The 17,465-nt window shown below is 68.4% G+C and carries 15 protein-coding genes; 11 read left to right on the top strand and 4 right to left on the bottom strand.

Going from position 1 to position 17,465, the window contains the following annotated elements; genetic code table 11:
• Positions 1-2 precede the first annotated feature (2 nt).
• From KDY119_RS13915 to KDY119_RS13895, 5 genes are read left to right on the top strand one after another with little or no spacing between them, the layout of a single operon-like run.
• Positions 3-1,163 carry an acyl-CoA dehydrogenase family protein gene (locus KDY119_RS13915; RefSeq protein ID WP_036947044.1) on the top strand — a complete coding sequence of 387 codons (1,161 nt, stop codon included), beginning with the start codon at positions 3-5 and terminating at the stop codon, positions 1,161-1,163.
• Positions 1,163-2,089, top strand: a complete 927-nt coding sequence (locus KDY119_RS13910; protein WP_036947041.1) for an amino acid--[acyl-carrier-protein] ligase — start codon at positions 1,163-1,165, stop codon at positions 2,087-2,089. Before KDY119_RS13915 ends, KDY119_RS13910 begins: the two co-directional genes overlap by 1 nt.
• Positions 2,080-3,084 (top strand): DUF1839 family protein, encoded by a 1,005-nt coding sequence (locus KDY119_RS13905; protein ID WP_051136241.1) that lies wholly within the window; start codon positions 2,080-2,082, stop codon positions 3,082-3,084. Before KDY119_RS13910 ends, KDY119_RS13905 begins: the two co-directional genes overlap by 10 nt.
• Positions 3,074-5,335 (top strand): glycosyl hydrolase 2 galactose-binding domain-containing protein, encoded by a 2,262-nt coding sequence (locus KDY119_RS13900; RefSeq protein WP_051136240.1) that lies wholly within the window; start codon positions 3,074-3,076, stop codon positions 5,333-5,335. Before KDY119_RS13905 ends, KDY119_RS13900 begins: the two co-directional genes overlap by 11 nt.
• The gene (locus KDY119_RS13895; protein WP_036947038.1) at positions 5,332-7,053 is read left to right on the top strand and encodes an alpha/beta hydrolase family protein; all 1,722 of its coding nucleotides are present in this window, start codon (positions 5,332-5,334) and stop codon (positions 7,051-7,053) included. The genes KDY119_RS13900 and KDY119_RS13895 overlap by 4 nt, the downstream gene beginning before the upstream one ends.
• Here KDY119_RS13895 and KDY119_RS13890 read toward each other — a convergent pair.
• Positions 7,017-7,847: a class I SAM-dependent methyltransferase gene (locus KDY119_RS13890; RefSeq protein WP_051136239.1), complete on the bottom strand. Its 831-nt coding sequence runs from the start codon at positions 7,845-7,847 to the stop codon at positions 7,017-7,019. The two genes, KDY119_RS13895 and KDY119_RS13890, sit on opposite strands and share 37 nt — an antisense overlap.
• Positions 7,848-8,112: 265 nt before the next feature.
• Here KDY119_RS13890 and KDY119_RS13885 point away from each other — a divergent pair, with 265 nt between their 5' ends.
• Complete coding sequence (locus tag KDY119_RS13885; protein ID WP_083890621.1) at positions 8,113-9,342, top strand: ABC transporter ATP-binding protein; 1,230 nt, start codon at positions 8,113-8,115, stop codon at positions 9,340-9,342.
• Between the two features lie 95 nt (positions 9,343-9,437).
• Positions 9,438-10,244 carry an ABC transporter permease gene (locus KDY119_RS13880; protein WP_051136238.1) on the top strand — a complete coding sequence of 269 codons (807 nt, stop codon included), beginning with the start codon at positions 9,438-9,440 and terminating at the stop codon, positions 10,242-10,244.
• On the opposite strand, the gene KDY119_RS13875 is transcribed toward KDY119_RS13880, so the two are convergent.
• The 3 genes from KDY119_RS13875 to KDY119_RS18920 all read right to left on the bottom strand — a co-directional run bounded on the left by KDY119_RS13875 (position 10,241) and on the right by KDY119_RS18920 (position 13,312).
• Complete coding sequence (locus KDY119_RS13875) at positions 10,241-11,488, bottom strand: glycosyltransferase family 87 protein (protein WP_036947035.1); 1,248 nt, start codon at positions 11,486-11,488, stop codon at positions 10,241-10,243. The genes KDY119_RS13880 and KDY119_RS13875 overlap by 4 nt on opposite strands.
• A 305-nt stretch (positions 11,489-11,793) precedes the next feature.
• On the bottom strand, positions 11,794-12,762 hold the full coding sequence (locus KDY119_RS13870) for a glycosyltransferase family 2 protein (protein WP_051136237.1): 969 nt from the start codon (positions 12,760-12,762) through the stop codon (positions 11,794-11,796).
• Positions 12,755-13,312 (bottom strand): hypothetical protein, encoded by a 558-nt coding sequence (locus KDY119_RS18920; protein WP_194174235.1) that lies wholly within the window; start codon positions 13,310-13,312, stop codon positions 12,755-12,757. Before KDY119_RS18920 ends, KDY119_RS13870 begins: the two co-directional genes overlap by 8 nt.
• Before the next feature lie 266 nt (positions 13,313-13,578).
• Here KDY119_RS18920 and KDY119_RS18915 point away from each other — a divergent pair, with 266 nt between their 5' ends.
• The 4 genes from KDY119_RS18915 (at position 13,579) to KDY119_RS13850 (ending at position 17,452) form a co-directional block, all read left to right on the top strand.
• Positions 13,579-14,286, top strand: coding sequence for an acyltransferase (locus KDY119_RS18915; protein ID WP_407657406.1), 708 nt, complete (start codon positions 13,579-13,581; stop codon positions 14,284-14,286).
• An 82-nt stretch (positions 14,287-14,368) separates the two neighbouring features.
• Positions 14,369-15,439 (top strand): glycosyltransferase WbsX family protein, encoded by a 1,071-nt coding sequence (locus KDY119_RS13860; protein ID WP_036947028.1) that lies wholly within the window; start codon positions 14,369-14,371, stop codon positions 15,437-15,439.
• Positions 15,432-16,475, top strand: a complete 1,044-nt coding sequence (locus KDY119_RS19155) for a glycosyltransferase family 4 protein (RefSeq protein WP_036947025.1) — start codon at positions 15,432-15,434, stop codon at positions 16,473-16,475. The genes KDY119_RS13860 and KDY119_RS19155 overlap by 8 nt, the downstream gene beginning before the upstream one ends.
• Before the next feature lie 2 nt (positions 16,476-16,477).
• Positions 16,478-17,452, top strand: coding sequence for a glycosyltransferase family A protein (locus tag KDY119_RS13850; RefSeq protein WP_051136235.1), 975 nt, complete (start codon positions 16,478-16,480; stop codon positions 17,450-17,452).
• Positions 17,453-17,465 lie beyond the last annotated feature (13 nt).

The raw sequence follows: 17,465 nt of genomic DNA, 5'->3' as shown, positions 1-17,465 counted from the left end.
ACATGACGGGTTCGGCGGCTGACGAGACCCTCGCTGTGGTCGCACGCCGGATCGGCGAGGAGGTCGCCGGTCTGCACGCGGAGGACGTGGACGCGTCGTCCCGTTTCCCGACGGAAACGATCGACGCCTGTCGGGAGGCCGGCCTGCTGCGAGCGCTCGTCAGCGTCGAGGACGGCGGGCTCGGCGCGTCGCTGGACGAGGTCGCTGACGCGATCACCGAGCTGGGCCGCTGGTGCTCGTCGTCGGGGATGATCCTCGCGATGCACACGATCCAGGTGGCCTGCTTGGTTCGGCACGGCGGATCCGAGGAGTTGGCGACCTTCCGAAAGCGGGTCGCGGCGGAAGGGCTCCTGCTCGCGTCGGCGACGACCGAGGTAGGCATTGGCGGCGACGTGCGGAGCAGCACGTGTGCGGTCGAGGCGCGAGACGACGGGTTCCATCTGCGCAAGCAGGCCCCCGTCATCTCGTACGGCGAGTACGCGGACGCGATCCTCGCGACCGCACGCCGAACCCCGGAGAGTGCGCCGTCGGACCAGGTTCTCGTGGTGTGCGAGAAGGGCCGGTTCACCCTCGAGCGCACGACGACGTGGGACGCGCTCGGGTTCCGAGGCACATGCAGCTCGGGCTTCGTCCTCGAGGCGACGGGAGGTTTCGGGCTGGTGTTCCCGACGGCGTACGGCGACATGTCGAGCCAGACCATGCTCCCGGTGTCCCACATCCTGTGGTCGTCCCTGTGGCTCGGGATGGCGAGCGAGGCGGACGGTCGGGCACGCAAGTTCGTCCAGGGTGCGGCGCGCAAGACGCCTGGCCAGATGCCCCCGAGCGGCATGCGGCTCGCCGAGCTCGCCGTGACCTTGCAGCAGCTCCACGACCTGGTGCACGGCGCGCGGGCCCGGTTCGCCGCGGCGGACGCCGACCCGGACCTCGGGCAGACGATCGGCTACGCCACGGCCATGAACTCGCTCAAGGTTTCGGCGTCGACGCTCGTCGTCGAGGTCATCCAGAAGGCCCTGCTGATCTGCGGCATGGCGGGCTACGCGAACCGTTCGCCGTTCACGCTCGGCAGGCTGCTGCGCGACGCCTACGGCGCCCAGCTCATGGTCAACAACGACCGGATCAACGCGAACAACGCCCAGCTCCTCCTGGTCCAGCGGGAGCGTTGATGGCGCCGGCGAGCGAGACGGTCGAGGCCGAGCGCGCGGCGTTCCGGGCCGAGCTGGTCGAGGCGGGCGTCCTGACGCCGACGGGCGTCGACGGCCTCTACCACCGGTCGGGCGCCTTCGAGGCTGTCGTGCGTGGTGTCGAGGGCCTCGCGTCGCGCGCGTCGAACGGGGCCGGTGGCCCCACGTCGTACTTCGCACCGATCATGCCGCGCGAGCTCCTCGAACGAACGGACTACCTGCGTTCGTTCCCCGACCTGCTCGGCGTGGTCGAGGTCTTCACGGGCGGCGACCGCGACCATGCGGACCTGTTGCAGGCGGCGGCCGACGGCGAGGAGTGGGCTCGGTTCTTCCACCCCGCCGAGGTCGCCCTGTGCTCGGCGGCCTGCCACCCGCTCTACCCGACGCTCACGGGCGCGTTGCCGGTGGGCGGCGTCCGGCACGAGGTGCAGGGCTACTGCTTCCGGCACGAGCCGAGCACCGACCCGGTGCGGATGCAGAGCTTCCGTCAGCACGAGTTCGTCTTCGTCGGGGAGCCCGACGGGGCGGTCGCGCACCGCGATGCGTGGCTCGAGCGCGGTCTGGAGATCCTGGGCGGGCTGGGGCTCGACGTCCGGGCCGAGGTCGCGAACGACCCGTTCTTCGGGCGTGCAGGGCGCATGCTCGCGGCGAACCAGCGGGCGACGACCCTCAAGTACGAGATCACGTGTCCCGTGAGCTCGTCCGAGGTCCGGACCGCGATCACCTCGGCGAACTGTCACGAGGACCACTTCGGGGTCGCGTTCGACATCCGCACGCCCGACGGTGAGCCGGCGCACTCGGCCTGCATCGGGTTCGGGCTCGAGCGGATCACTCTGGCACTGTTGCGGCGGCACGGTACCGATCCGGAGCGCTGGCCGTCCGACGTGCGGGGTGCTCTGTGGCCCTGACCTCGCTTGCGACGACGGAGCTGCTGCCGCTGGATGCGTCCCGTTACGAGCGGCACCCGCTCCACGTGTCCGAGCGGGTCTGGAGCGAGACGAACTGCTACGTCGACGTGTGGATCGAGGTGCTGCACGCTCTCGGCCTCGACCCGCTCGCGGCGGCGTCGTTCGCGCTCGTCACCGACTTCGAGACCGACCAGTGGACGTTCTTCAAGTACGAGCCCGAGGACCTGCGCGAGCTCTACGGGATTCGGGTGTTCGAGATGAACCCGTGGCGCCCGCTGCTCGAGCACGTCGTGGAGCACTTGGCCGCGGGCCGCCTCATCACGCTGGAGGCCGACTCCTGGTACCTGCCGGACACGGCCGGCGTCTCGTACCGGATCGACCGGACGAAGTCGACGATCGTCCCGAACCTCGTCGACCCCGAGGCGCGGCGGCTCGGGTACTTCCACAACGCCAGCTACTTCGAGCTCGAGGGTGAGGACTTCGACGGGGTGTTCCGGCTCGGGGACACGGCCCAGGTCGGCGCCCTGCCCCCGTACGTCGAGACGGTCCGCCTCGACGGGATGCACCGGCTCGACGACGCGGAGCTGCACGCCCGCTCCGTCGAACGGCTTCGGCGGCACCTACGCGACCTCCCGACCACCAACCCGGTCGAGCGCCTGCACGAGCGGCTCGGGACGGACCTCGACGCCATTCGGGCCGACGGCGTCGACGCGTTCCACCTGTACGCGTTCGCGACAGTCCGGCAGCTCGGCGCCAGCGCCGAGCTCAGCTCGTCGTACCTGGGCTGGCTCGCTGAGCGAGAGGCCGGCTCGGTGGACGACCTGCGGCGCGCGTCGGACGACCTGCTCGGGCTCGCCCAGGCCGCGAAGTCGGTGCAGTTCCTGCTGGCGCGTCTCGCGCGCGGGCGCTCCGTCGACGTCGATCCGTCGTTCGCAGCGATGGCCGCCGCCTGGGAGTCGGCGACGTCCACGGTGGTCGAACGCTATGGACGGTGAGACCGCGACAGCTGACGCGCTCGGGGTGGACCTGCTCGCGGGTGCGGCCTGGGAGTATGCGCCGTGTGCGCCCGGTTCGCTCGTGTCCCCCGCGGACCTCGACGGCGCGGGTCTTGACTGGGTTCCCGCGCAGGTGCCCGGCACCGTCGCGTCCGCGTACCGGTCGGCAGGTCGGGCGGTGCCCGAGTCGCCGGACGGGACCGACTGGTGGCTCCGGGCGAGCGTCGACGGTTCGTCGGGGGACGCGACCCTCGAGATGGACGGGCTCGCGACGCTTGCCGAGGTCTGGGTCGACGGCGCTCTCGTCGCCACGTCGGAGTCGATGTTCGTCCCGTTGCGGGTGCCGGTCTCCGGGCGCCCGGGACCGGTCGAGGTCGCGATCCGTTTCACAGCCCTCGACGCTGTGCTGGGCGGGCGGCGCCCGCGCGCGCGGTGGCGCGTGGCGAGGCTCGCGCACCGCAACCTTCGGTGGGTGCGCACGACGCTGCTGGGTCGGCTCAAGGGCGTGGTTGCTACGCCCGCGCCCGTCGGGGCGTGGCGTCCGGTGCGTCTCGTCCCCGACGACGCGACCCGAGTGCGGGACGTCCGGCTCGGTGCGCGCTGCGTGGGTGGCGGCGGGGTGGTGACCGTCGACGCGGTCGTCGCTGCGCCGTCGGCGGCGGACTGGACGGTCACCGCCGCGGGGGAGCGCGGCGCTGCTCACGTCGAGCCCGGCGACGTGCCCGGCACGTGGCGGGTCACGGCCGAGCTGGCGGTGCCCTCGGTCGAACGCTGGTGGCCGCGCACCCACGGTCAGCAGCCGCTCTACGACGTGACGCTCGATGCGGGCGGTACGCGGCTGCCGCTGGGGCGCGTCGGCTTCCGCACGGTCGACGTCGACACCGCCGACGGCTCCTTCCAGCTCGTCGTGAACGACGTGCCGGTCTTCGTCCGTGGCGCGTGCTGGACGCCCGTCGACCCGGTCTCGCTCAACCCGGACCGGGCGGAGCTCGAGGCGACGCTTCGGCTCGTCGTCGACGGCAACCTCAACATGCTGCGCGTGTCCGGGGACACCACCTACGAGTCGGACGACTTCCACGACCTGTGCGACGAGCTCGGCATCCTCGTCTGGCAGGACTGCATGCTCGCGTTCTACGACCCGCCCGACGACGCCGCGTGGGAGGCGCTGCTCGTCGAGGAGGTGTGGGCGCAGCTCGGGCGGCTCGCCGGACGCCCTTCGCTCGCCGTCGTCAGCGGGGGGAGTGAGATCGCGCAACAGGCGACGTACTTCGGGGTGAGCCTCGACGCGGGACTGCCGCTCCTCACCGAACGCCTCCCGCGCGTGGTCGCGGACGCCGTCGGGCCTGTGCCCTATCTGCCGACGTCCCCGTGGGGTGGCGACGTCCCGACCCGGCCGGACACCGGCGTGTCGCACTACTACGGGGTCGGCGCCTACCTGCGCCCCCTGGCGGACGCCCGGATCGCGGCTCCGCGGTTCGCCGCCGAGTGCCTCGCGTTCGCCGTCCCACCCGAGCCGCAGACCGTGGATGAGGCGTTCGGTGGGCCGGCCGCCGCAGGGCACCGGCCCGACTGGAAGGCCGCCGTGTTCCGCGACGCGGGCGCGTCCTGGGACTTCGAGGACGTGCGCGACCACTACGTGCGTGAGCTCTTCGGCGTCGACCCGCTCGGCGTCCGCTACTCGGACCCCGAGCGGTACCTCGAGCTCGGGCGGGCCGCGTGCGCGCACCTGTACGCGCAGGTGTTCGCCGAATGGCGACGCGCGGGATCGACGTCGTCAGGCGGGCTCGTCTTCTACTTCCGGGACCTGCTCCCCGGCGCCGGGATGGGCCTCGTCGACGCCTACGGGCGTCCGAAGGCGCCCTGGTACGCCATGCGCCAGGTGCTCGCGCCGGTCGCCGTGACCATCTCCGACGAAGGGCTCAACGGGATCGTCGCGCACCTCTTCAACGACACCGGATCCGACCTGAACGGCACACTCGAGGTCGAGCTCTACACCGAGCGAGAGCAGCCCGTCGACGTCGCGAAGCACGACGTGATCGTGCCGGCGCGCGGTTCGCTGGAAGTCGGCGTCGACGCCCTCTTCGACGGATTCCGCGACCTCGCCTGGGCCCATCGATTCGGGCCGTTGACCTACCGCCGGGTCATGGTGCGTGTTGTGGGCGCTGACGGCAGGAGCGCGAAGGCGACATCCACGCTCGGTGGAAGGGTGCTCGTGGACGACTTGCTCGGCGGACTAGGTGAACGGCGATGACCGAGAACGGCTCTGTGTCGGTCAGGTCTGGAGACGTCGTCGAGACGGCGACCTGGTTCGGTCCTGAGGATCGCCCCCTCTTCGGGTGGCTTACGGCACCGTCTTCCAACCTTGTCCGGGGCGCCGTCGTCCTGTGCCAACCTCTCGCCGAGGAAGGCAACATGGCGTACCGCACCATGCGTACGCTCAGCCAGGAGCTAGCGCGCGTCGGGTTGCTCGCTCTACGTTTCGACTACGACGGAACCGGCGACTCGGCTGGGGAGTTCAATGACCCCGGGCGACGCGACGCTTGGATCGGCAGCGTACGCGAAGCGGTCGAGTACACCCGTTCGATCTGTGCTGGACGGGTCACGCTCGTGGGGATGCGGTTGGGCGCGAACATCGCCTTCCACGCGACTGAGGACGTCGAGGTCGATGAACTCCTGCTCTGGGACCCCTGTGAATCCGGGAATTCCTTTCTACGAGAACTGCGGCTCGTGCATAGTCCGTGGTTGGAAGGCCGCGAACGGTCACCCGAAGGTTGGATAGAGACACCCTCGTACGCGTTCTCTCCGGAATCAGCGGAGGCCGTCCGCGATCTCGGTCTTCACGATGCGGGCCAGAGCAGGGCACCGCTCGCGGTCACGTGGCTCGCGCGAAGCGACCGGCCGATCCCGAACAAGGTGCGGGCAGCACTTGGCGGCAAAGCCCCTGTCCTCATAGATGGACAAGCCGGGCTGCTCAACGTGCCCACGTTGAGCGCGGCCGTCCCGTCGGCAAGCGTTTCGTGGATCGTGCGACACCTCGAGGACTCACGAGGTGGGGAAGGGCTTGTCGAGGTCGTGCCGCGCGTGACCGCGGCTGCCTCGTGGCTCAACTGGTCCGGTGCTCGCTTCGGGACCCAGGCCTCACCACCGACGAGGGTCCTCGAGTCCGCGCGTGTGTTCGATACTGGCGCTGATGTCTTTGGGATCGTGTCGGAGTCTGCGGCAGCGCCCGACGGCGCCCCGTGGGTCGTCTTTCCGAATGTTGCGAAGGAGCGGCACCTGGGAGAGGGGCGGCAGTGGGTCACATTGGCGCGTGCTCTGGCCGCGCACGGCTTCCGGTGCCTGAGGTTCGACCACAGCGGTGTTGGCGACAGTGGCGCACATCCGGGTCAGGACGAGGAGGCCACCTACTCTCTGTACTGGCTCGACGACCTGGATCGGATCGTGACACTGATTCGCAGCGGTGGCGCGCGGCGTGTCGTCGGCATCGGCCTGTGTTCCTCAGGAAGCGCGGTGCTCGAAGCTGCGCTCAAGGGCAAGTTGACAGAAGCCATCACCATCAACACGTTTCTCTTGCTTGAGCCCGGGTCAGAACCAGGCCCACCGTCGCAGTGGCGGTCCTTTCGGAGGATGCCTCGGCCTCTGCGAAGGCTGGCGCGCCGGCACCGTCGGACAGCGCGTTCCCTCTACAAGGCACTCGGCACGATCTGCCCGCCGGTATCGCCCCTCTGGGTGCCACGGCAGATCGTTCGAAGGTCGCACTGCGACCTGACCCTCATGGTAGGCGCCGATGACAGCGCGCAGCTCGATGTGGGCCGCCCCCTTGACGTCATGGTTCGGCGCCCGCTCGAACGGACCGGCCATTTCGAGATCGTCGCGTTGGCGAACGCCGATCATTCCCTTCGCGTGACGTCGGGTCAGGATGAGGTGTCTCGTCACGTGCTTGAGCGGCTGCTGCGCGCGACCACGTGAAAGTGGGCGAGTGAGTCAGGCGGATCTTGCGTTGAGAACTCGACGCCCGAGGGCGCGAACATGTGCTCGATCGAGAAATCGTGTGCACCGAGCTCGTCCGCCTCACCGTCCGGGGTGATGTAGTGGGTGAGGAGCCCGAAGTCATGGGCCGAGAGCGGAGCGACAGCCCATGATTGGTGGTCGTCTTCAAGTCGAGTGAGGCGTTCCCAGTTGCGGGTCCACATTCGGAGCTGGCGCCGGCGCCTCGGGGTGTCCGCGAGCCAACGTGCTCGCCCGTGGAGAGTCCGAGCCGAAGGAGTCAGATGTTGACGTGGCGTCTCGTGGAAGAGCGGTCCGAGCCGGTTCAGCGTGGAGAAGAAGAAGATGCCTCCCGGGCGCAGCACGCGATGGATCTCGGCTAGCGCGACGGCACGATCCTCGTGACTGAGGGCGTCGATCCCGTTGCAGCTGAACACTACGAGGTCGAACGACCCGTCTTCGAAGTCGGACAGATCGCGGACGTCACCCGTGCGCGCGTCGACGCCCGGGTAGGAGGCACGGCACAGCTCGACCATCTCCGGTGTGTAGTCGATTGCCACGTACTGGTGGGAGAGAAGGTGCAGGTGCCAGGTCGTCCGCCCGGTACCGACGCCGATGTCAAGGACGTGCCCGTCGCGCACCTCGTCGGCGATCGCGTGAAGGGCGTTGCGTTCTCCCTTGTCGGTCCACGCGTCCTGACCGAGGAAGATCGTTGCGTCCCTCGACCACACGGGCTGGTTGACGCGATCGGGATCGCTGAGGGTGCCTTGAGCCACGGCTTCGCTCCGATCTGCCAGCGCGCGTCGGTGTCGTCTAGCAGGACGTGAACGCGCGGACGCGCGTCCTTAGGACAGGAGACTCCACGCGAGAGTGAACTGCAAGGCCCCTTCCGGGCACGAGTGTCATGACTTCACTCCGGACGGGGTGAAAAGCGGGGTTGGCGTCACGGGGAGACCCCTCGGCCCACGATAATGGCGTGGTGCTGAGTCTCCCGTCTGCCCGCAATCACGGGGGCCCCTCGCATGCTGGAGGGGGCTCGCCGTGACTGGAGGTGGCTACGCCGTCCTCGTGTCGCACCTCGGGAAGTCGTACCGAGTCGGTCGGCGTGGTTACCGGGCCAACACCATTGCGGAGGCGGTCCGTGAGCGTCTTCTGCACCCGCTTCGCCGGACGCACTACGAGGAGTTCCGGGCCCTAGACGACGTGTCGTTCGAGGTCCCCTGGGGCGAGGCCGTGGGCATCGTGGGGCGGAACGGTGCGGGCAAGTCCACGCTTCTCAAGCTCCTGACGCGGGTGACGGCACCGACCCGCGGCCGGATCGAGCTTGGGGGCCGGATGGGGAGCCTGCTCGAGGTCGGGACCGGGTTCCACCCGGAGCTCACCGGCAGGGAGAACATCTTCCTGTCCGGGTCGCTCCTTGGGATGTCACGCAAGGAGATCCGGAAGCAGTTCGACAGCATCGTCGAATTCTCTGAGGTCGAGAGATTCCTCGACACGCCCGTCAAGCGGTACTCCTCGGGGATGTACGTGCGCCTCGCGTTCGCCGTTGCCGCCCACCTCGAGACGGAGATCCTCGCGATAGACGAGGTGCTTGCCGTGGGCGATGCGGAGTTCCAGCGCAAGTCGCTTGCGAAGATGCGTGACGTCGCGAAGGACGGGCGGACCGTCCTGTACGTGAGCCACCAGATGCAGACCGTGACGACGCTCTGCACGTCCGCGATCTACCTCGAACGGGGGCGGATCGGGTACCACGGGCCCGTCGATGGTGCCCTCGAACGCTATCGGAGCAGTTTCGCGACGTTCGCTGCAGAGCAGTCTGACCCAGATCGGCGTCCTGGGACGGGGGAGGTGCGGGCCCGGGCCGTCAGCCTGTCCGAGGAGAGCTACGAACCTGCCGAGGACAAGGTCGTCGAGATCGAGCTCGACGCCAACACTGGCATGATCGGGACCTACTTCGTGTCCGTCCACGTCAACGACGACAACGGTGTGGTCGTCATCCAGTGCGACTCGCGCAACGTCGGCATCAATCTCGATCCGTCGCGGCCGCAGGCGCTGACGCTCACCGTGAAGGACCTGTGGCTCAAGCCGGGCCGCTACACCGTCGACGTGTTCGTGTGCAGTTCCGGCATCCTTGACGCGTGGGAGGCAGCGGCCGTCTTCGAGGTGCTGCCCGTCTCGCCGTACCCAGAGATCGCCGGTGACGATGCACTGTCCTCGGGCGTGGTGCTGTCGGACTTCTCCTACGACGCCCGGCCGGTGAGCAAACCATGAGATACGAGGAGCTGAGCCTCAGCACCGGAGCCCGACACGGTCGAGCCCCTTCGGCGAGCCCAAGACGAGTTCGCCGCGGTCCCGACGCGGTTACGGTGATCACGCCGCCCAGGCGTTTCGCGCTGCCCCGCTGGTCCGAGCTGTGGGAGGCGCGAGAGGTTGCCTACCGGTTCGCCCAGCGTGACATCCTGCTGCGCTACCGGCAGACAGCTATCGGTATTGCGTGGGTCATTCTTCAACCGCTCGCGTCAGCCGGGATATTTTCGATCGTCTTCGGACAAGTTGCGAACCTCGGCTCGGATGGCATCCCCTACTTCGTCTTCTCCTACATGGGGATGCTCGCCTGGAACCTGTTCAACAACGTCCTCGGACGTGCCGCCCCGTCGCTCGTGAGCAACCAGACGCTGGTGTCGAAAGTATTCTTCCCGCGCATGCTGGTGCCGCTGTCGAGCGCAGCTTCCGTGCTGCTGGACTTCTTCGTCGGCCTCGTTCTCGGAGTCATTCTCCTTGTCCTGTACGGGATCAACCCGGGCTGGGCAGTCGTGCTGCTTCCCATATGGATTGTCCTGACGCTGCTGCTCGCTTCGGGGCTCGGCCTCGTGGCGTCGGCCCTACAGGTCAAATATCGGGACATCGGCTACATGCTCCCGTGGATCACCCAGATCCTGCTGTACGCGTCGCCCGTGGCTTACGCAGTCTCGGAGGTCCCAGCTAAACTCCGTCCACTGTTTGACGCGAACCCGCTGACTTGGATGCTAGGCCTGTTTCGGTGGTCACTGCTCGGTGCTGCAGCACCTCCCGGATGGCAGGTCGCTGGGTTCGCCGCCGTGGCGGTCGGGCTCTTTTACGTGGGGGCGATCTTCTTCCAGTCGTGGGAACGCACCTTCGCTGATGTGATCTAGGACGAAGCGTCGCCTGATGCCTGGTGCGGTCCCCCGTGACCTTGCTTATGTGCGGCTGCCGACAGGCTCGAGCGAGTATCACCGCGTGCGAGTGACGTCGTGACGTTGCGCGAGCGTGCGTTGACAAGCACCGATGCCGCGAGGGTTGCGATCGACGCCAGCATGATTGCCAGGTACTTCCACCGGTCGTCGATGGGCACCGGATCGAGCAGCATCGGTGCTGCCCAACGGAACGCCATCAGTACCGCAACAGGGACGCTGCGCCACGGATTGACGCCCTGCAGTGCACGGGCGAACCAGAGCCAAACCAGCGGCGTTAGCAGAAGGTGGTACTGCTGGTGCGCGACGGGAATGAGCAGGACACTGGCTGCGACGACATTCCAGAGGGCGAATGCCGGGTCCCCGGGCCGGACGAGAGTCACGCCCAGAAGACCGAGGACGATGCCGCCCAGCAGCAGATCTACGAGCGTCGCAGCAGTAGGGCTGTTCGCGAGAGGGACGAAATTCCCCCTCGGGGTGAGGAGTTCGTGCCCGACGCCCCATGCAGACCAGACGGCAAAGTCCTGGTCGCTCATCGCGATTGTTCGTGAGATCCAGCGCTCCACGATTCCTGGTTTCGACACGATCATCGTGAGGAGGACGAACCCAAGACCCGTGCCGAACCACGCCAGGATTGCGCGCTTCCGCTGAGGTGCCCCCTGTCGTAGGAACCAGAGGACGAAGAGTGCCGGCCAGGTCTTGATGATCGCGGCCCCCGCGAGGGCTCCGCCCGCCCATCGCGGCATCTGGAGAGTGGCGAGGAGGAGAGCGATCGCTGTGATCGCCAGGACGATCGTGTCGGTCTGTCCCTCGGCGAGGTCCATTGCCACGCCCCGGTCGAGCAGGATCGTCACGCCTGCGATGAGCGCTAGCGTCGGGCGCTGCCACGGGCGCAGGGCACGCCAGCATACGGCGACGGTCGCGGCGGCGGCGACTAGGCACGCGACGATGCTCGTGCACGTCCACCACGCCAGGACGTGGGACGACTGCGTGAACGGGGACAGAATCCACGCGACGAGCGGGGAGTAGACGTAGAAGGCCGAGGAGTAGAGGTCTTCACCCGCGCGAACACGGCCCGCGGCATCAAGGTAGAAGCCCAGATCGTCGCCCATCCCGCCGGCAAGGGCCTGTCGGTAACGCCAGACGGCCAGCGATGCCGGTACCAGGACGGCGCAGCACCACGCCGCAACGAGCGAGGCGGTCACCGCCCCGGAACGACTCCGTGCAGTCATCAGCCGCGAGGGGCGACGGAACCGGGGGAGGATGCGTCGGCATCGGGTTCGCCCCTCGCGTCGCCTGCACTGATCTCATCCCAAATGACGTGGTCGGGCCATGTTCTCACCGCAACTCCCAGAGGTTCCATGGCGGGTCGGGCCGCCGCTCGGAGCGATCATCCCAGGGCCTCCCAACGTGACGGGAGGTCGGTCGGGTGAAACCACGGGATGAAAACGGTGGGTTCGATCCCATTTGCCAACCCGTCGCCGGACCGTGGCGATGGAGAAGACACGTTCTAGCTGGACCGGGCCCAGCGGGCAGCGCACCGCTCCAGTGAAGCGGGCGCGCGGCCGTAGCGACGTACTAGATGTGCGACAACACCGGCCGCCGACATCATCGTCCGGCGCGTCGCCTCGCGGACACCGGTCCTCCGAAGTTGCGAGGGCAGGGGACGGAGAATCCGCCGCCAAAGCATGGCTCCGCCCCGTGGGCCGTGGCCACGCCAGGACCGAGCGAACAGCAGCAGGTTGCGTGTGTAGTAGTAGGTCCCGAGATACGAGTACTCACCTACGAACGACCCCGACACGCGGTGTGCCACTGTGGCTCGTGGTTCGACTAGCAAAGACACCCCGGCGACTCGGGCGCGCAGCGACCAGTCGGAGTCCTCGAAGTTCAGAAAATAGCGTTCGTCGAAGCCCCCGACCAGGCGCCAGGTCTCTGCGGTCGCCGTGATGCAGCATCCTGCGAGGAGCTCCACCGGGTAGCGCCCTCCCGATGTTGCCGCGCTGGCGGCCAGGCGTGCGGACTCGGCCGGTGCGGTGTGTCGTGGGAGTCCGTCTTTCGAATCCAGCACAGCCCCGGCGAACCATTCGCGGGTGGGGTCTGTGAGATAGACGATCCGCGGGCTCACAGCGGTCGGTGCTTCCGTTGCCGCGGCCACGAGCCGGTCAAGTGCCCCGGCCTCGACCACCGTGTCGTTGTTGAGGACGGTGATGGTGGCATAGCCGCGCGAGAGGCCCCACGAGACTCCAGCGTTCATGCCGCCCGCGAACCCGAGGTTACGGCCTGTCTGGTGCTTTTCGACCTGCGGGTATCGCTCGTCCAGCTCCGCCAGCGTTCCGTCGTGCGACCCGTTGTCGACGACCAGCACGGCGTGATCGGCCGCATGCTCCAGCAGCGAGGTCACGCAGCGCAGGGTGTCGTCGCGTCCTTCGAAGGAGAGGACGACGACGAGGCTGCGACCGCCGGGCGACGGCTCAGACATCGGTACTCCGTCGGACCAGACGCGGCCAGAGGCCACGCGCGAAGGGGTGAAAGTCGCGCAGCGCCCACCAGATCAGCGGCGAGGGCCACCACACGGTCCAGAAGTAGCGGCTCTGCTTTGTGTCGTTGGCATGCCCCCACGAGCGCACCTTGCGCCGGATGTCCTCGCTCGATCGACCCCAGGAGTTGTGGACGACAGCTTGTTCGGGCCTGAGCGTCTCCTCCCGCGTCTCGCCCGGGCCGGCCGGCCGGTTCACCTGCAATGACCGGTCGCCGCCAGCCACGACGAGGCGCAGGAACGATCCGTCGGCCCGCCGTGCGTCGACGAGCCGCGAACCTGCACGCACGACGAGCGGGCCCGGATACTCGTGGTGCGGGCTTCCGTCCGCACAGGCGATCTCGAAAGTGTGTCTCCGCGTGCGCCGGAACACGACGCGCATGGGCAGCTCCACGCCGACGACCCCGAGGGCTTCGGCACGCTCCATCGCGGACCGGAGGACGGTCGGGTCCGGAAGGAACTCGTCGTTGTCTACTTGGAGGATCCAGTCCACGGAGTCCGAGAGCGCGTCGACGGCGGCCTGCCGCTGGGCCGTGTCCGCCGCGAGCGGGTCATCGGGGCGTGTCCACTGGCCGTCGACGGTGCGCAGGATCCCTCGCGTGTCTGTTGCTCGAACGATCTCCAGGCACCGTTCGACTTCGATCGGCGCGCCGGTCCATCCGCGTCCGTCGACGGGTACGGGCACGACGAGCTCGTCGAGAAGGTCGTAGTAGGCGGGGAGCGTTCGATCGAGCCAGGTCGCGTCGCCAGGCAGTACGTATGCGCCGACGCGTCTCGTCACGAGAGTCCTCCGTCCAAGCCGTTCGACCTCGGGAGTGGGTCGTGCGGCGGTATGGTCACGATCATCGCTTGTCACGCGCCCGAGGAGCAGTCTTCATGACCCTTCGCGACGAGGTGAAATCCCTCGCTCCCGCACCTGTCGTCTCGGCCGTGCGCTGGCGGCGCGAGATGTGGGCCGATCTGCGCCTGCGGCTTCTCTCCGATCTGGGGCATGTGCCGTCCCATGCCATCCGCAACTGGTTCTATCGCAGGGCAGGGATGGCATTGCCGGTCACCTCGAGCATCCACTGGCGCGCGGAGTTCTACGCGCCGGAGCGGATCGTCGTCGGGGAGTACTGCACGATCGGCGACACCTGCTTCCTGGACGGCCGCTCTGGTCTGACGATCGGTGACAGCGTCAATCTCGGGAGTCACGTGACGATCTATACCCGCCAGCACGCCGTCGACTCGCCCGACTTCGCCGAGGTTGGTGCTCCGGTCCGTGTGGGCGACCACGCGTGGATCGCCAGTTACGCCATCGTGCTCCCAGGCGTGACCATCGGCGAGGGCGCCGTCGTCGCCGCTGGCGCAGTGGTGACGAAGGACGTCGCGCCGTACGCGATGGTCGCGGGAAACCCTGCGAGGTTCGTTCGTGAACGCAGTCACGAGCTCACCTATCGGCTGGGCTACGCGAAGCGATTCGTGTGACCCGGGTGAACTCTCGCCGGTGCGGTCTGAGGGCATCCCGGACCCCGTATCTTTGGTGCGCGTGAGGCATGAAGCAGCAGGGGTGAACAACGACGCGGCGCGGGCGATCGCGTTCTACCTGCCTCAGTTCCACCCGATCCCCGAGAACGACGCGTGGTGGGGTGCGGGCTTCACGGAGTGGACGAACGTCGCCCGTGCGCGTCGCCTCTTTCCCGGCCATCGCCAGCCGGACCTCCCGGCCGATCTCGGCTTCTACGACCTGCGCCTCCCGGAGTCCCGCGCGGCGCAGGCGGAGCTCGCGCAGGAGTACGGCGTCGAGGCATTCGCGTACTGGCACTACTGGTTCGGGGACGGCCGGCGGATATTGGAGCGCCCGTTCCAGGAGGTACTCGCGTCGGGCAAGCCAGGGATCTCGTTCTGCCTCGCGTGGGCCAACCAAACCTGGAGCGGCATCTGGCACGGGGACGCCGACCGCGTGCTCGTCCAGCAGCACTACCCGGGCGTCGACGACTACCGTGCCCACTTCGACGCCGTCCTGCCCGCGTTCAGGGACGAGCGGTACCTCCGGGTGGGCGGCCGTCCGGTCTTCTACGTGTTCCGCCCCGAGGAGCTTCCCGACGCCGCGGCGTTCGTCGACCTGTGGCAGCGGTGGGCCCGTGAAGCCGGACTCGAGGGGTTGTATCTCGTCGCAGAGATGAGCGACCTCCTGGGCCGGGGGGCGCGGTACGACCGTGTCGAGGAGGACGGTTTCGATGCCGGCGTCTACATGCGGATGCCGGCCGACACGTCGCCATCGGCGATGTACCGGATGCGGGCCTACCGCAAGCTGCGCGGGGGGCCCGAGATCTACCCGTACACCACAGACTGGACGTCGCAGAACCTCACCGGTCCACACATCCAGCCGTGCGTGTACCCGAACTGGGACAACACGCCTCGGTCGAGCCGGGGCGGCGTCGTGCTGCAAGGTGCGAGCCCGGAGTCGTTCGAGTCGAACGTCCGCCAAGCGGCTGAGAGCCTCGCCTCGAGGCCGGTCGACGAGCGTCTCCTGTGGGTCAAGTCGTGGAACGAGTGGGCCGAGGGCAACCACCTCGAACCCGATCTCCGGTTCGGGCATCGTTGGCTCGAGGCGCTCCGGGACGGTCTCCATGGCTGACTGGGGGGAGCGACCCCTGAAGATCGCGATGATCTCGTACTACCTGCCGAGCGGCTCGAAGATGGGCATCGGCTACCAGGTCCACGCGCTCGCGACCGAGCTGACGCGCCGCGGCCACCACGTCGACGTCTTCAGCGACTGCCCGCCCGTCGACGGCGCGACATACCGACACCGGCACATCGAGATGACCGGCTCGGCGCGGACGTTCCGGTTCGCGCTCGCGCTGCGTCGCATCGACTTCTCGAGCTACGACGTGATCCACGCGCACGGGGACGACTACTGGATGTGGCGTCGTCGAGTGCCACGGCATGTGCGCACGCTGCACGGCTCGTGCTTCGAGGAGGCCCGCACGATCAAGGGCGTCAGGGAGAAGGCCCGCATGGTCCTCCTCGGGCTTTCGGAGGTGCTCGCGAGCGTCGTCGCCGACCGGACGGTCGTCGTCTCGCCGGCCACCCGGCGCTGGTACCCGTGGGTCCACGACGTCGTCCCCAACGGCGTCGACCTGACGCGCTTTACTCCCGCCGACGGCGCTCGAGCAGATCACCCGGTCGTCCTGTTCGTCGGCACGTGGGGTGGGCGCAAACGGGGAGCTGAGCTGGCGGCGCAGTTCCGGGACGTCGTGCGCCCTGCGTTGCCTGACGCGGAGCTGTGGATGGTCACCCGCGACGCGCCCGTTGATCCAGGCGACGGCGTGCGGGTGCTCGGCGAGGTCTCGGATTCCGAGCTCGCGGACGCGTACCGGCAGGCGTGGGTGTTTTGCCTGCCCTCCGACTACGAAGGCTTCGGCATCCCGTACATCGAGGCCATGGCCAGCGGCGTGCCGGTCGTCGCGACGCCGAACCCCGGCGCCCGCTACGTGACGGACGAGGGACGGGCCGGAGTCCTCGCCGACCTCCCCACGGTGGGAGCGGCTCTCGCTGCGCTTCTCGGCGACGACCGGGAGCGGCCACGGCTCCGTGTTGCCGGTCTCGCCCGGGCCGAGGAGTTCGCGCTCTCGAGCGTCGTCCAGCAGTACGAGTCGATCTACAGGAGCTGATCGTGAGCCAGGCCGAACCCGAGCACGCGGGCGCCGTGACGATCATCGTGCCGACGTACAACGGTGCCCGCTTCCTCCCGGCGACGCTCGACTCCCTCGCCGCCCAGGATTACGTCGACATCGAGGTAATCGTCGTGGACGACGGTTCCTCGGACGAGTCGGCGAACCTTGCCCGTCGGCACCCGGCGGTGCACCGCGTCGTCGAGCAAAGGAACCTCGGGGCGGCCGTCGCGCGCAACCGTGGCCTCGCGCTCGCACGAGGCCGCTGGGTGGCGTTCCTCGACCAGGACGACCTCTGGCACGCCTCACGGGTCTCTGCGCTCGTACGGCTCGCCGTCGAGCAGAGTTCGCTCGCATCCGCTACGAGCGAGCAGACGTTCGCGCTGGAGTCCGACCGCGCGGAGCTGGTCCACCTCGCCGACGGCCGAGCGAGCTGGGTGGACCGGTGGCTCGAGGACGGCGCCGCGTCGTCGCTGTGGACGGAGGAGCTCGATCCGGCGGAGCTGGACATCCCCGTCGAGCACGTCACCGTCGAACGGTTCATGGAGGGTGCGGCCGCGGTCACCACGAGCTTCCTCTTCGACCGTGAGACGGCGATCGCCGCGGGTGGCTGTGCCGTGCACGCCCGTGCGCTCGACGACCATGTGCTCGCCGCCAACGTCGCGCGCATCAACGGCGGGTCGATCCCGAGGACGCCCGCACGCCTGCTCTACTACCGGATCCACCCGACCTCTGCGACGACCACGTCACCTCTCGTGGGTCCGGTGCTCTCGATGACGGCGGCGATGCGCCTCGGCGGCGTCTTTCCGAGAGAGCAGCGTCTGGGCCACAACCTCGAGCATCTTCTCTACGGCCTCGCCGCGTCCGACCTGACGCGGTCGGAGCAGCTCGCACTCCTGGTCCTCACCGTGCCGCCGCGGGAGCGCTTCACCTGGTTCAGACGGTGGCTCGCTCGCGCCACGGGAATCCGAAAGTAGTCGGGGCCGCAGT

This window comes from Luteimicrobium xylanilyticum (assembly GCF_009429125.1).
GTDB classification, from domain to species: domain Bacteria; phylum Actinomycetota; class Actinomycetes; order Actinomycetales; family Cellulomonadaceae; genus Luteimicrobium; species Luteimicrobium xylanilyticum.
The sequence above is the reverse complement of the archived record's forward strand: the minus strand, read 5'-3'. Positions and strand labels throughout refer to the sequence as shown.

Bases quoted from the DNA above. Each gene is read 5' to 3' on its own strand.
- KDY119_RS13870 (WP_051136237.1), bottom strand. From the start codon at position 12,762: ATGTCTGAGCCGTCGCCCGGCGGTCGCAGCCTCGTCGTCGTCCTCTCC.
- KDY119_RS13915 (WP_036947044.1), top strand. From the start codon at position 3: ATGACGGGTTCGGCGGCTGACGAGACCCTCGCTGTGGTCGCACGCCGG.
- KDY119_RS18915 (WP_407657406.1), top strand. From the start codon at position 13,579: ATGCGCCGACGCGTCTCGTCACGAGAGTCCTCCGTCCAAGCCGTTCGA.
- KDY119_RS13910 (WP_036947041.1), top strand. From the start codon at position 1,163: ATGGCGCCGGCGAGCGAGACGGTCGAGGCCGAGCGCGCGGCGTTCCGG.
- KDY119_RS19155 (WP_036947025.1), top strand. From the start codon at position 15,432: ATGGCTGACTGGGGGGAGCGACCCCTGAAGATCGCGATGATCTCGTAC.
- KDY119_RS13900 (WP_051136240.1), top strand. From the start codon at position 3,074: ATGGACGGTGAGACCGCGACAGCTGACGCGCTCGGGGTGGACCTGCTC.
- KDY119_RS13895 (WP_036947038.1), top strand. From the start codon at position 5,332: ATGACCGAGAACGGCTCTGTGTCGGTCAGGTCTGGAGACGTCGTCGAG.